This is a genomic window from Streptococcus parasanguinis (genome assembly GCF_015556095.1).
Lineage (GTDB): Bacteria > Bacillota > Bacilli > Lactobacillales > Streptococcaceae > Streptococcus > Streptococcus parasanguinis_Q.
Genome location: NZ_JADNLT010000010.1, coordinates 1 through 13,913, shown reverse-complemented (window position 1 = coordinate 13,913; position 13,913 = coordinate 1). Strand labels below are relative to the sequence as shown.

Genomic DNA, 13,913 nt, shown 5'->3' with positions numbered 1-13,913 from the left:
AATCGAATTCTAACGAATTACCGATTTCTGTCCCACTCTCCGAACTTCGACCTGTTACAAATCTACTAGGTCTTAGTCTCTTTTTTTATTTTTCAAGTCCATTCCTGCTGCTCCTAAGATCGCCCCTAGTAAAGCGAGTCCCAGAGCAGATTCCACTCCTGTTTCTGGAAGTTGCTTGTTAGAAGATACTGCTTCTGAACGAACCTCTTTTTCCACAGCTGCTGGAATTGGCGTTGGGGTATTTACTGATGCTACTGGTTGATCTTTCGAAATCACTTGAGGTGTTGAAGGATCTGAAACCATTTTGTTTACAAGCACATCTGACTTCACTGGTGCTTCTACTGAAGGGCTTGTTGGGATCACGACTTCTTTGGTACCGACTTCAACAATTTCTGCAACTGGCTCTTTAGCAACTTCTGTAGCGATCACTTTTCGACTTTGATCAAGTGCCGAAACCTCTACATACTCAAGATCTTGCCCTTTAACCCCAGCCTGGATCACTCTGCGTTCTCCTTTAGCGAGATCTGGATTGGTCCGTTCCACAAGGTCAAAACCAAGTTCTTTTTCTACGATTTCAAGACTTGGTTTGTCTTCCACTAGGGCTTTGACGTCATTTTCAGCCAAGCTACCCACTTGTGTAATTGGCTTGAGCCCTGCAAGGGCTTGGGTCAGAGCAGCCACTTCTTGATCCACCTGATCTTGATGAGCACGGCTCACATTCCAATTCAAGCTATCTAAGACTTTCGCAAGTGCTGCGCGAGATTCTGGTGTGTAAATAGCTAGATCTGTTGGCACCGTAGCAACTGCTTTTCTAAGAGCAGTGAAGTCTGCCTTGAAATAGTCCTTGTTATGGTTGGCAAAAGCTTCCATAACCTGGAAGACTTCTTCTTCCTTGTATTCATTGGCCGGCTCATCAGCCCAAATTCCCAACATACTTCCGGATGTCGGTATCTTGACATCAGGATATTTGGTTGAAGCTAATTGTTCAAATGGAACAGTTTCTGAATGTTGAAGAGCTTTTTCGAGCGGATAACTTTGATCACCTTTGTGGCCCAAAACATAATACCAGTCTCCGTTGGTGTTAAGGAATTTGTAGCCCTTGTCTGCTAGGTACTGCGGTGATGCGAGGTTATAGCCCCACCATCCTTTAGACCAGTATGAAATCAAGACGTCCTTGTCAAAAGCAACATCATCTTCATCTCCATAATAGAATCCATCGTTAAAGGCCATTGGCTGCAAGCCTTTTTCACGCGCCATAGCTGCAAGACTATTGGAATACTCCGCAAATTTACCATAGAGATCATACCACTTGAGGTAGTACCAGCCTTGCGCACTGGTAGCGTCATTGGCATATTCATCTGTTCCATAGTTAAAGATCTTAGACTTGTCTTTGAAGTAGTCCATGTATTTGCCAATCAAGGCTTTGGTAAAGTTGACTGCTGCCTCATTGGTCAAATCCATAGTTGTTTTTGAAACCGTATCAAAGCTGGCTTGTGGATTTTCAATGCCCAATTTTTCCATGGCCACCAACAAAGCATCCATGTGGCCAGGACTATTGACTGCCGCAATCAAGCCGATTCCTTTAGCAGTAGCATAAGCATGGAGTTCATCCATTTCTGCTTGGGTCAAAGCTTGACCATTTGGATCATCGTAATAGGCCTTGGTGCCTTCTAGAATGGCCTTTTTCACATCGTCACTAGCATAAGTCTTGCCATTGGCTTCCACCGTCATATCATCGAGTACGAAGCGCATGCCATCATTTCCGACAAGGAGGTGCAAGTCAGAATAACCCAGCTCACTGGCCTTATCTACGATCCGTTTCAACTGATCCAGCGAGAAGTATTTGCGCCCTGCATCGATCGAGATGACCTTCTTCATGGCAAGTTTTTCCGCTGCTTCTTTTGCAGCAACTTCTTTCGCGTAGCTTTCCGTATACACCAAAGCATCTTGAGCTGCTTTGAAATGGTCGATCAAGGTTTTGGCCTCTGCTCGAGTGGTGTTTGCTCCTGCCCCTTCTAAAGCTTTTTTAGCTGCCGTAAAGGCTACTAGAGATTCCGGTGTATAGTGGTCCAAATCAGTTGGAGCTTCTGAAAGAGCTTTTTCGACGACTTCAGGATCTGCTACAAAGTAGTCCGCATTCTTGTCCGCGAAAGCATGCATGAGCTTAAAGAGAAGGTCTTTTTTGTAGGTTGCAGATGGCGTATCTGCCCAGGCAGCTACCATGCCACCGATGAAGGGCACCTTAGCCCCATCATTTTTTTGAACCACATCAATCGCTGACTTGGAAATTCCTTCGAGACCTTGATCGAGGTTGTACCAACCAGATCCAGCCTTGTCCCGTCCAAGCACATAATACCATGCATCATTGGTATTAAGAATCTGATGACCTAGTTCAGACAAGAGTTTTGAAGAAGCGACATCATAGCCGTTCCAGCCACCTGTCCAGTAGGACACAATGATATCCTTGTCAAAAGTGCCATAGGAAGTATCGCCATTGTAGTAGATTCCATCATTGAAGGCCATTGGTTTCATCTTGTGTTTTTTCACAATAGCTGCTAGATCATTAGCATATTGGATGAATTTTTCATAGCCTTTTTCTGGATAGCCTTCACCTGGCCAATGCTTGCTGGCTTGGAGAACCTGCCAACCATGGGCATCTGTAGCATCGTTGGCATATTCATCCAAACCAATATTGAAAATGTCTGCCTTGCCGCTGAAATAAGCCGCATACTTGTCTACCAAAGCCTTGGTGAAGTCTAAGGCTTTTTGGTTGTCCAAATCAACTGTCCGTGCTGATTTCTTTGTACCAAAATAATTAAAGTGAGGGTTTTCGATACCCAATTGTTCCATGGCCGTCAGAATCGCATCCATGTGACCTGGACTATTAATGGTTGGGATGACACCTACTTTCTTCGATTTGGCGTAAGCCAAAATATCATCCATTTGAGCCTGGGTCAAAGCTGTCCCGTTCGGATCATCGTAATAAGCTTTTGTCCCTTTTTCAACCGCATCCGTCACGGCTTGGCTAGAATAAGAAGTATCTCCCACTTTCAAAGACATATCATCCAGCACAAAGCGCAAGCCGTCATTTCCAACTAGAAGATGCAAGTCTGTATAGCCCGTTTTACTTGCTTCATCAATGATTTCCTTGATTTGGTCTGGTGAGAAGTACTTGCGACCGGCATCGATCGAAACAATCTTTTTCTTGGCTAATTTTTCTTCCTGATCAGGATCTTTAGCAGGCGTTTCCGTCGCTGCTGTCGCTGGTTGAGCTGCCACATCCGACTCTGCGACAGAGCTCGCTTCTTCGCGAATCAAACGGTTAAGATCTGATACCCGCAATTCACGATCAGGCAGTGTCGGTTGACTTTGATCGACGATTGGGGCAGGAGCCGTTGGTTTTTCTACTGTTGGCTGAGAAGCTTCCTCATTAAGGGAAATCGTTGACTCACCCTCGCTTGGCTGAGTCGGAACTGTCGTTGAAGGACTGTCTGTAGTCGTTGGCGTATCAGCTGCTACAACATTCGCACCAGCAAAAAATCCTATGAGCACCGAAGCAGCTCCTACTGCATACTTGCGAATCGCATAACGTGGTTGATGTGATTTCATCAGGACCTCCTAAATTGTCTTTGTAATCGTTTTCTTAAATTTACCACGATATCTTAATAAATTCAATGAGGGGTCACATTATTCTTTAATTAGGAGAGGAAGTTCTTGGATTCGATCCAAAATAAAACGAGCCCCTTACTCAAAAGGGAACTCGTTCATTCTTATAAATCATCTAAAGCATCTTTGACCTTGTCAAAGAACCCTTTTTTCTTTGGGTTGACCTTCAAATCACTTGCTTCCGCAAAGGCTTGAAGGGCTTCTTTTTGCTTGTCATTTAAACCAGTTGGGGTGACGACATTGACAGATACATATTGATCCCCCATAGCACCACCACGCAAGCTTGGAGCCCCTTTTCCACGGAGGCGGAATTTCTTACCGGTTTGGGTTCCTTCAGGAATGACCAAATCGACATCTCCGTGAACAGTTGGCACATGGACCGTATCTCCAAGAGCTACTTGGACAAAGTTCAAGTCTAACTTGTAATAGATGGTTGAGCCATCTCGTTCGAATCGATCGCTCGGCTCAACATTGACAACGACATACAAGTCACCATAAGGTCCACCGTTAAAGCCAGCTTCTCCTTGACCAGCTAAGCGGATTTGTTGACCTGTTTCAACTCCTGCAGGAATCTTGACATTCACGCTATGAGCTTGTTTTTCATGACCTGTTCCACGACAAGTCGTACATGGATCTTTGATTTCTTGACCACGACCATGACAGACATCACAGGTCACTTGACGGCGCATCATACCAAGAGGGGTTTGCGTATCCACATTGATGACTCCAGAACCATGACAGCGTCCACAGGTCACCGGACTAGTCCCTGGCTTAGCTCCAGAACCATGACAGGTATGGCAGCTAGCTTCCCGATGGTACTTGACTTCTTTTTCCGCACCAAAAATCGCTTCTTCAAACTTGAGATTGACGCGATATTGGAGGTCATCCCCTTGGCGAGGTGCATTTGGATTACGACTTGCACCACCACCAAAGAAACTAGAGAAGATATCTTCAAAGCCACCAAAACCAGCACCATCAAAGCCACCAAAACCACCTGCTCCGCCACCGAAGCCACCATTGGCACCTGCAGCACCATATTGGTCATAAGCAGCCCGTTTTTGCTCGTCACTCAAAGTCTCATAAGCTTCTTGAACTTCCTTGTACTTTTCCTCAGCACCAGGCTCCTTGTTGATATCTGGGTGATATTTTTTAGATAATTTCCGATAGGCTTTCTTGATCTCATCTTGAGATGCATTCTTTGAAACGCCCAAACGGTCATAAAATTCAGTATTGTTCATACAAGATACTAAGAGCGAACAGAAAGCGACTGAAATTTAGGAAACCGACAAGAAATCCTGATTTCTTAGGCGGTTTATCTAATTTCCAAGCTTTCCGCTCGAGTTCAATTCCCCGAACGCTCTTTGTTCCTTTCTATTGATGTTGTGAATCAAACCACGATTTAGATCGGGTTCAGTTCCTTTCTTTTATATTGAATTAGAAACTTTGGAACCCGTGTTCAGTTACGAACACTCTTTGTTCCTTTCTATAATTTTCATGTAAATCTTTAGAGGCTGTTTTCTATACTTCGCTTCACTTGATCAAACTCTTGGTCTGATAGAGTAAATATCAAATCCTCTTCTGAGTAGTCGTTTCGTTCTCTAAAATAGTTGTCTGTATTAGCTGCCAAGCCTAAACTTAGAATCACTCTTCTTGCAAACTCTTGATGGGCAAAACCGATAGCCGTAATGATCTGTTTATCTTGCACAACCAGTTTGGGTTGGAAATTCTCACGTGGAAGAAATTCAAAATAATCAAAGAAGTTTTGCCAAATTCCACCTGTAAATTTCGTGTCCTTCAACAGACCTGCTTTCGCTAATAAAAGAGGCGCTGAAGAAATGGCTGCAATGAGGATATCTTGCTCACCAAGATCCCTCAAGAACGAAATCAATTTCTCATCCTGTAGGGCAGGTCCTATATTGACCATTCCTGGCAAAATCACGCAAGAATACTCTTCTATACGGATTTGATCTAGTGTTTTCGTTGGTTGACAAGGCAAGCCATCCTCAGAGACCACTACCGAATGATCTGAAGCAGCATAATCAATCGTAACATCAAAAGACAGAGCTAAAGTACTCGTTAAAGCAGTTATCTCATAAAGAGAAAAATTAGGATAAATGATACAAAGCACTTTTTTCATACGCAACATCCTCTATTTTACCGAAAAACAGAGGCTGGGTTGCAACCTCTGGATTTCTTTTTATCATTTATTAGTTAGGCGTTTAGGAAAGGCGCCATAGCGATACAATCACTTTAGTGATTAGTCATTCTTAACGCCTCGCTCCCCGATTTTCAAGCTCGGGATAAAATAGTCCACTGGACTATTTTATTTTTCCGTAAACTCTCCGTCTACAACGTCATCGCCTGCGTTGCCTGATGCTTGTGCGCCTTCTGCTCCAGCTTGGGCTTGTTGTGCTGCTGCAGCTTGTTCGTAAAGTTTAACAGCCAATGCTTGCGCTTTTTCGTTCAAGGCTTCAAGTTTCGCTTTCATTTCTTCAAGGTTACCTGATTCTTGAGCTTTCTTAAGATCATCAAGTCCTGCTTGAGCTGCGTCACGTTCTGCATCAAAGCCTTTTCCTTCAGTTTCTTTGATGGTCTTTTCAGTCGCAAAGATAGCTTGGTCTACTTCGTTACGAAGGTCAACTTCTTCTTTACGTTTCTTATCTGCTTCAGCGTTTGCTTCTGCGTCTTTCATCATGCGATCGATTTCTTCATCTGTCAAACCTGAGTTTGATTGGATAACAATGGTTTGTTCTTTTTGAGTTCCAAGATCTTTCGCTTTAACAGATACGATACCGTTCTTGTCGATGTCAAATGTAACTTCGATTTGAGGAATTCCACGAGGTGCAGCTGGGATATCAGTCAATTGGAAGCGTCCAAGAGTCTTGTTATCTGCTGCCATTGGGCGTTCACCTTGAAGAACGTGGATATCAACGGCTGGTTGGTTGTCTGCTGCAGTTGAGAAGACTTGTGATTTAGATGTTGGAATAGTTGTGTTACGGTCGATGAGTTTTGTGAAGACTCCACCCATTGTTTCGATACCAAGTGACAATGGCGTTACGTCAAGAAGGACAACGTCTTTCACGTCACCAGTGATCACACCACCTTGGATCGCAGCACCCATGGCAACTACTTCATCAGGGTTCACTGATTTGTTTGGTTCTTTACCAGTTTCAGCTTTAACAGCTTCTACAACGGCAGGAATACGAGTTGAACCACCGACAAGGATGACTTCGTCGATATCTGACAAGCTCAAACCTGCATCTGAAAGGGCTTGGCGAACTGGAGTTTTCGTACGTTCTACAAGGTCACGAGTCAAATCGTCGAATTTCGCACGAGTCAAGGTCATTTCCAAGTGAAGAGGTCCAGCAGCTCCTGCAGTGATGAATGGCAAGCTGATTTGAGTTGAAGTGACACCAGAAAGGTCTTTCTTCGCTTTTTCAGCTGCGTCTTTCAAACGTTGAAGCGCCATCTTGTCTGTTGACAAGTCGATACCATTTTCTTTCTTGAATTCTTCAACCATGTAGTCGATGATTTTTTGGTCAAAGTCATCACCACCGAGTTTGTTATCCCCTGCAGTTGCCAATACATCAAAGACACCGTCACCAAGTTCAAGGATAGATACGTCGAATGTACCACCACCAAGGTCGAATACCAAGATTTTTTCTTCTTTATCAGTCTTATCCAAACCGTAAGCAAGGGCTGCTGCTGTTGGTTCGTTGACAATACGTTCTACTTCAAGACCAGCGATTTTACCAGCGTCTTTAGTTGCTTGACGTTGCGCATCGTTGAAGTAAGCAGGAACTGTGATAACTGCTTTCGTTACTTTTTCACCAAGGTAATCTTCAGCGTAACCTTTCAAGTATTGAAGGATCATAGCTGAGATTTCTTGTGGAGTGTATTCTTTTCCGTTAGCAGAAACTTTTTCAGAAGTACCCATCTTAGATTTGATAGAGATCACTGTATCTGGATTTGTCACTGCTTGACGTTTTGCAGCGTCACCAACGATGATTTCACCATTTTTGAATGACACAACAGATGGAGTCGTGCGGTTTCCTTCTGGGTTTGCGATGATTTTTGATTCAGTTCCTTCAAGAACTGCCACTGCTGAGTTTGTTGTACCTAAGTCAATACCGATAATTTTAGACATGTGTTTTTCTCCTTAAATTTATCTTCTTTTTTTCTTTTTGATATTTTCCCTTAAGTGGCGGGAAATATCCTCCTTGCAAGCCTCCGGCTTGCCTCTTATCTTTCTTTCATAGTTTAGTGTCGTTTCGGACAAGTTTTTTAAGTTCTCTCGCCTAGTTGAACACCACTACCATGGCTGGGCGCAGGATGCGGTCATGAAGTTTGTAGCCTTTTTGGAAGACTTGTGCGATGGTGTCTGCTGGATGCTCGTCATCTGCAGGTAAGGTTTGGATGGCCATGTGGTAGTTATGGTCAAAGGCTCCATCTGCTGGAATTTCTTCGATACCTTCTTCTTTTAAGGCATGTACCAAACTTTCTTGGACCATTTCTAGTCCTTTTTTGACATCATCTGTCAACCCTTCAACGGCAAGGGCACGTTCGAGGTTGTCCAGTGATGGTAAGATCGCTTTTGCCAAATCTTGGCTACGGTATTTTTGTAATTGTTGACGTTCTTCATTGGCACGGCGCTGAATGTTTTGCATTTCTGCATGAGCACGAAGGTATTTGTTTTCAAATTCTTCGGCACGCGCTTGTACTTCTTCTAATTCAGAAGGTTGGTTGCTTTCCTCTACAACTTCTTCAGTTGTTTGGGCAACTTCCTCTTCTTTCACGTCTTCTTTTTTGATATCTTCTGTCAAGGCATACACCCCTTTCATTTGGTCTTAATTTACTTCATAATGGTTGCTATTGAGGTAACGGTAGTAATCCGTTAACTTCATGACCAGCACTCGGCCGATGACATTGACCAAGCTAATCACACGCCTGTAATCCATCTCTACGGGACCAATCACATGCATGAGGGCCATCCCACGATAAGGAACTAAGAACTTGTGACTAATCACCGTCACATTTTTCAAGGCCTTCTCTTGGGATTCAGCAACCAGGATCTGGGTCATTTGGTCCTCTGGCATTCCCCCTCGCAACTCGAGAGCTACGTGTTGGGGATTATCTAAGAACTGATAGGTTTGAAGGTCAGCGTAGGTTAAGGATGAAACCTTTCCTTCTACAAAGACCAGTTCTTGAAACAGTTGCGAGAAGACGTAATCAAACAGATCCAAGACATTGTCTGTCGTCTTGAAATAGCGCTGTACAATCTGTGGAATCTCTGTCCGCAAGCGGTAGTGGATATCCAAGACCGTATTTCCAATGAAACGTTCTTGAACCAGCTGATGGAAAATTTCCAAATCACTGGTTAAGAAATTCTTTGGAATGGCGAATTGTACAGTGACAGGCTTTGATTCATCCAAGGTCAGAACCGCTAAAGCATCGTGATTGGATAAGGGAACAATCTCAAAACCAGTCAAGCGCTGCCGCGTCGGCTCAACATCCTGAATGACTGCGGTGTAGCCCGTCATCTGGGCTAGTAACTTAGCCGTAGCATCCAAGATATCGTCTAACTTAAAGGCTTCGAAATCGAAGGCTTTTACCACCTGGTAGACATCTTGCTCATCAATCAACTCTAGATCCAGCGAGTTCTGAACAAAATATTGAAAACCAGCTCGGCTGGGCATTCGACCACTCGAAGTGTGGGCTTTTTCTAGTAAACCTTGCTTTTCGAGGGCAGCCATATCATTTCGGATAGTAGCACTACTAGATTGAATGACATCTTGCAGTGCTTTTGAACCGACTGGTTCGCGGGTCTTGGTAAAGATATCGACGACAAGATTTAGAATCTCATTTTGACGTTCTGTAACCATGACCTCACCTCTCTTTCGTATTTAGCACTCTAAACACTCAAGTGCTAAACCATGATTCTATTATACACCCTCTCAAAAGAAAGTCAAGAAAAAAATCCAAAAAATTAGCACTCTTTTCCCAAGAGTGCTAAAAATCATTCTGAAGACCTAGAAAAAGAGAATCTCCTCCTATTTTCCAGCCTTTTTCAATAGTTGAATATATTCTTCCAATACTAGCTGATGGTTGGCCATATACTGGGCATTTTCTACGCCAACATAACGGAAATGCCAATTCTCAAAATTCACACCTGTGATGTTGCTCTTCCCATCTGGGTAACGAAGGACAAAGCCATATTGTGGTGCGATGGCAGCCAGCTGCAAACCCAACTCATCACTTTGACCAGCTTCGACACTCATATCGATCGCAAGCCCCGTCTGGTGTTCACTAGCACCAGGGACCTGTACCTGGGTCTGCACCTGCTTTTCAGCTTCTTCGTGTGAAAGACCACTGGCCTCTAATTGCGCAACACGCTCATTATAGAGCTCTGTTTGTTCCGCCACGCTTCGATAACCCGATATCAAGGTTTCTTCTGGAGCAATTTTTCGAGCCGCCTCTAGAAATTGACGAGTTGGCTCTACAATCCGACTATCCACTTTGATAGCATCCACATCTGTCAATTGTGGATTCAACTCAGGCTTCACATTGTCACGATTGACCAAGATCAACTGCCAGTCTTTTGTCGAAACAGCTGGTAAATCTGATTTTTCTTTCTTTTTCTTAGAAGAAGAGGGAGTCGTTACAGCTGTTTTTTTAGCCTTCCAAAACTGAAGCCCTGAAAACAAGCTTGGTTTCGCTAAGTAAACACCAATCCCTGATCCAAGGACCACAAGAAGAAAGAAACTCAATAGGTAAGGCCACCATTTCTTACGTTTTTTTCTTGCGCGTCTATACTTATTCGTCATGACCATCCTCTAGGAGTTTTGCTCCAACCTTACGATAAGATAGATCCCCAATCTTTTCAATATGAAAGGCGCCATCTTCATAAGACAAAACCGTTACGCTTCCGTTGTCCAAAACCAATTCGTCGACAGCCTTAGGATCGATGAGATAAATCAAGGTCGTAATGGTCATGCCATGGCTGACTACAATAGCATTGCCACCACCAGCTGCTTCGATCTCTTTTGCGACGGCTTCAAATCCTTCTTTGATCCGACTACTCAAGGTTCCCCAGGATTCAGCCCAACCAGTGGTATCCACCTCGACGATTCCTTCTGCTAACTCCATCAGACTCAACTGATGGAAATCATCGACCTTAAAGACACGGGGTAAGACCCCCATGAAGAGATCGCCATCATAAGCACCATCAAAACTACCAAAACACCACTCGCGGATCCGTTTGTCATAACGATAAGGGATTTTCCCTGTCAGACCGAGCTCTCGAAGAATAATTCCCATGGTTTGAATGGTGCGTCCAGAATCACTCGAAACAGCCTCTTCAAAAGAAAGGCCAGCTTCCTTGAGACCAAGTCCTAATTCTCGAATTCCACGTTCTCCTGCTTCTGTCAGCGGAGTGTCTGACCAGCCCTGTGCTCGCCCAATGGTATTAAACATGGTTTTTCCATGACGAGCAATATATAATCTGGTTTTTGTCATTGTATTACCTCCGTATGTATCTCTTTCATTATATCATTTTTTGCAAAAAGAAAGTAGGAAAGCTCTTACAAGTTTTGAGAGAAAGAAAAGGCTATGACCAAAGGGTCAGCCTTTCAGGACGGACTAGGATTCTTGCAAGCTTTCACCGACCTCACGGTAACTGCTATCTCCAATCCCCTTAACCGTCAATACTCCATCTTCATATTCTACAAGGGTAACACTACCGTTTGAAAGAGGCAGATTGAGATTTGGTTTTCCTTCAATTAGGCAGACTAAGGTCTGAATGGTCCAACTATGGCTGACCACCAAGGCATTGCCTCCACCATTTTCTTCTACTTCTTTGGCAATAGCTTCAAAACCTTCTAGAATTCGGCTTTTCAAAACTTCCCAAGGTTCAGCCCAATTCGCTGTGTCCACTTGGCAAATGCCATTGGCCAAGTCTTCCAAGGTCAAGGTCTTATAGTCTTCTACATCTAGCACGCGCGGCACGACACCGTGAAAGAGCTCCCCAACGTAGGCCCCATCAAAACTACCAAAACACCACTCGCGGATCCGTTTGTCAAAGCGATAAGGAATCTGGTCTTTCAAGCCCAATTCATCAAGAATGATCCCCATAGTCTGAATGGCACGGCCTGAATCACTGGAATAAGCTCTAGTAAACTCCAAACCAGACTCACGCAAGCCGATTCCTAGAGCCTGAATCCCTCGTTCTCCTTCTGCTGTCAAGGGCGTATCGGACCAACCTTGAGCACGGTCAATGGTATTAAACATGGTTCTCCCATGACGAATCACAAATAATCTTGTTTTAGCCATCTTGTCTCCTTTTGCAAGAAAAAAGTCTAGAGTTTTATCATCACAGACTTTTCTATTTTCTACTATTATACTAGATTTCTCTTAGTTTTTAAAGCTATGAACCGGAGCTGGAATTTGACCACCACGGGCAATGAAATCAGCTGATGAAGCTTTGTTGACCTTCATTACCGGAGCAGATCCAAGAAGTCCACCGAGCTCTAACATATCGCCTTCTTTTCCATAAGGAATGATCCGAACGGCTGTTGTCTTTTGGTTAATGACCCCGATAGCTGCTTCGTCGGCGATCATGGCCGCAATGGTTGTATCTGGAGTATCAGCTGGGATGGCAATCATATCTAGACCGACGGAGCAGATAGCTGTCATGGCTTCCAATTTTTCCAAGTTGATATGACCGGATTGAACCGCCGCAATCATCCCCTCGTCTTCTGAGACCGGAATAAAAGCACCTGACAAACCACCGACTTGGTTACAAGCCATGATGCCACCTTTTTTCACTTGGTCATTGAGAAGAGCTAGGGCTGCTGTTGTCCCGTGGGTCCCTACCACTTCAAGCCCCATCGCTTCAAGGACACGGGCAACCGAGTCTCCAATAGCTGGTGTTGGAGCAAGGGACAAGTCAACAATTCCAAACTCAACACCGAGACGTTCACTAGCCATTTGACCAACTAATTGTCCGACACGGGTGATTTTGAAAGCTGTCTTCTTGACCGTTTCAGCCAATACATCAAAGCTAGCGCCTGGAACTTTTTCGATCGCCCTTTGGACGACACCAGGTCCTGAAACCCCAACGTTGATGACAACATCGGCTTCACCGACACCGTGGAAGGCTCCCGCCATAAAAGGATTATCTTCTACTGCATTGGCAAAAACTACGAGCTTACCAGGCCCCATTGGATCTACTTGGGAAGCTTCTTTAATGATGCGCCCCATGTCTCGGACAGCGGTCATATTGATCCCTGTCTTGGTCGATCCAATATTGACTGAAGAGCAGACAAAATCTGTCTCCGCAAGGGCACGAGGAATGGAATTAATGAGGATTTCATCCCCTTTTTGGTAGCCTTTTTGAACCAGAGCTGAGAAGCCACCGATAAAGTTGACCCCAACTTCTTTGGCCGCACGATCCAGTGCCTTAGCAAAGGGCACATAGTCTGTCGCATTGGTTGCAGCTCCGATAATAGAAATTGGAGTGACTGAAACCCGTTTATTCACAATGGGAATGCCAAGTTCTGCCGCGATCTCATCCCCCACAGCCACCAAATCTTTGGCCTTTGTCACAATCTTATTGTAGACTTTTTCTGCTGCCTTTTCGATATCCGGATCAATACAATCTAGAAGCGAAATCCCCATGGTGATAGTCCGAACATCGAAGTTCTGCTCCTCAATCATGGCAATGGTTTCTGTTACCTGTTTAATGTCCATAAATTCTCAACCCCTATCTTACAAATTGTGCATAGCATCAAAAATCGCTGCGCTTTGGATATTGATTTTTACATGAAGAGACTGACCGAATTCTTCCAACTCTGAACGAAGCTGTGTGAAATCTTTTTTCTCATCTGACGATACAACCGCCATCATGGTAAAGTATTCATCCAATACGGTTTGAGAGATATCATCGATATTGAGTCCTAATTCTGCCACTTTCGTTGCAACACCCGCTACGATTCCTTTTTGGTCTTTTCCAACGACTGTAATAATTGCTTTCATTTCACTGCTCCATTCTATCTATTTGCTTCCATTGTAGCACAATCCCCTTAAAATCGCCCTTCTCAACTGGGAACGTTCGGATATATTAAACGTGTATAAAAAAATAAAGAGGCTGGGACAAAAGTCCTAGCCTCTTTATTTTTGGATTGTCGAGCAAGACGCAGTGGTTGAGTGGGCTCTACTACGCTGATTTCATCAGCTTTTACAGCCCTACT

General features: G+C 44.1%; 11 protein-coding genes. All 11 read right to left on the bottom strand.

The window, feature by feature from the left end; genetic code table 11:
* Positions 1-72 precede the first annotated feature (72 nt).
* Positions 73-3,609: a family 20 glycosylhydrolase gene (locus I2E70_RS08850; protein ID WP_195424476.1), complete on the bottom strand. Its 3,537-nt coding sequence runs from the start codon at positions 3,607-3,609 to the stop codon at positions 73-75.
* A 161-nt stretch (positions 3,610-3,770) separates the two neighbouring features.
* Positions 3,771-4,904 (bottom strand): molecular chaperone DnaJ, encoded by a 1,134-nt coding sequence (dnaJ, locus tag I2E70_RS08845; RefSeq protein ID WP_155200282.1) that lies wholly within the window; start codon positions 4,902-4,904, stop codon positions 3,771-3,773.
* Positions 4,905-5,170: 266 nt separating this feature from the next.
* Positions 5,171-5,803, bottom strand: coding sequence for a DJ-1/PfpI family protein (locus tag I2E70_RS08840; RefSeq protein ID WP_195424474.1), 633 nt, complete (start codon positions 5,801-5,803; stop codon positions 5,171-5,173).
* 186 nt (positions 5,804-5,989) lie between these two features.
* Positions 5,990-7,813, bottom strand: a complete 1,824-nt coding sequence (gene dnaK / locus I2E70_RS08835; RefSeq protein WP_021154445.1) for a molecular chaperone DnaK — start codon at positions 7,811-7,813, stop codon at positions 5,990-5,992.
* Between the two features lie 151 nt (positions 7,814-7,964).
* A complete protein-coding gene (gene grpE, locus I2E70_RS08830) occupies positions 7,965-8,489 on the bottom strand; it encodes a nucleotide exchange factor GrpE (RefSeq protein ID WP_324250409.1) in 525 nt (174 codons plus the stop codon).
* A 24-nt stretch (positions 8,490-8,513) separates the two neighbouring features.
* Positions 8,514-9,548, bottom strand: coding sequence for a heat-inducible transcriptional repressor HrcA (gene hrcA / locus I2E70_RS08825; RefSeq protein ID WP_003013962.1), 1,035 nt, complete (start codon positions 9,546-9,548; stop codon positions 8,514-8,516).
* Positions 9,549-9,716: 168 nt separating this feature from the next.
* The gene (locus I2E70_RS08820; protein WP_173018611.1) at positions 9,717-10,490 is read right to left on the bottom strand and encodes a M15 family metallopeptidase; all 774 of its coding nucleotides are present in this window, start codon (positions 10,488-10,490) and stop codon (positions 9,717-9,719) included.
* Entirely contained in the window at positions 10,480-11,181 is a 702-nt protein-coding gene (locus I2E70_RS08815) for a histidine phosphatase family protein (RefSeq protein ID WP_049507316.1), read from the bottom strand. Before I2E70_RS08815 ends, I2E70_RS08820 begins: the two co-directional genes overlap by 11 nt.
* A 123-nt stretch (positions 11,182-11,304) precedes the next feature.
* Positions 11,305-11,994 carry a histidine phosphatase family protein gene (locus I2E70_RS08810; RefSeq protein ID WP_195424470.1) on the bottom strand — a complete coding sequence of 230 codons (690 nt, stop codon included), beginning with the start codon at positions 11,992-11,994 and terminating at the stop codon, positions 11,305-11,307.
* An 81-nt stretch (positions 11,995-12,075) separates the two neighbouring features.
* Positions 12,076-13,413 (bottom strand): PFL family protein, encoded by a 1,338-nt coding sequence (locus I2E70_RS08805; RefSeq protein ID WP_195424468.1) that lies wholly within the window; start codon positions 13,411-13,413, stop codon positions 12,076-12,078.
* A gap of 18 nt (positions 13,414-13,431) precedes the next feature.
* Positions 13,432-13,698, bottom strand: coding sequence for an ACT domain-containing protein (locus I2E70_RS08800; protein WP_003004214.1), 267 nt, complete (start codon positions 13,696-13,698; stop codon positions 13,432-13,434).
* Between the last annotated feature and the right edge of the window lie 215 nt (positions 13,699-13,913).

Excerpts from the sequence above, each read along its gene's own strand:
- I2E70_RS08850 (WP_195424476.1), bottom strand. The coding sequence starts at position 3,609 with ATGAAATCACATCAACCACGTTATGCGATTCGCAAGTATGCAGTAGGA.
- I2E70_RS08815 (WP_049507316.1), bottom strand. The coding sequence starts at position 11,181 with ATGACAAAAACCAGATTATATATTGCTCGTCATGGAAAAACCATGTTT.
- dnaK (WP_021154445.1), bottom strand. The coding sequence starts at position 7,813 with ATGTCTAAAATTATCGGTATTGACTTAGGTACAACAAACTCAGCAGTG.
- hrcA (WP_003013962.1), bottom strand. The coding sequence starts at position 9,548 with ATGGTTACAGAACGTCAAAATGAGATTCTAAATCTTGTCGTCGATATC.
- I2E70_RS08840 (WP_195424474.1), bottom strand. The coding sequence starts at position 5,803 with ATGAAAAAAGTGCTTTGTATCATTTATCCTAATTTTTCTCTTTATGAG.
- dnaJ (WP_155200282.1), bottom strand. The coding sequence starts at position 4,904 with ATGAACAATACTGAATTTTATGACCGTTTGGGCGTTTCAAAGAATGCA.
- I2E70_RS08820 (WP_173018611.1), bottom strand. The coding sequence starts at position 10,490 with ATGACGAATAAGTATAGACGCGCAAGAAAAAAACGTAAGAAATGGTGG.
- I2E70_RS08805 (WP_195424468.1), bottom strand. The coding sequence starts at position 13,413 with ATGGACATTAAACAGGTAACAGAAACCATTGCCATGATTGAGGAGCAG.
- I2E70_RS08810 (WP_195424470.1), bottom strand. The coding sequence starts at position 11,994 with ATGGCTAAAACAAGATTATTTGTGATTCGTCATGGGAGAACCATGTTT.
- I2E70_RS08800 (WP_003004214.1), bottom strand. The coding sequence starts at position 13,698 with ATGAAAGCAATTATTACAGTCGTTGGAAAAGACCAAAAAGGAATCGTA.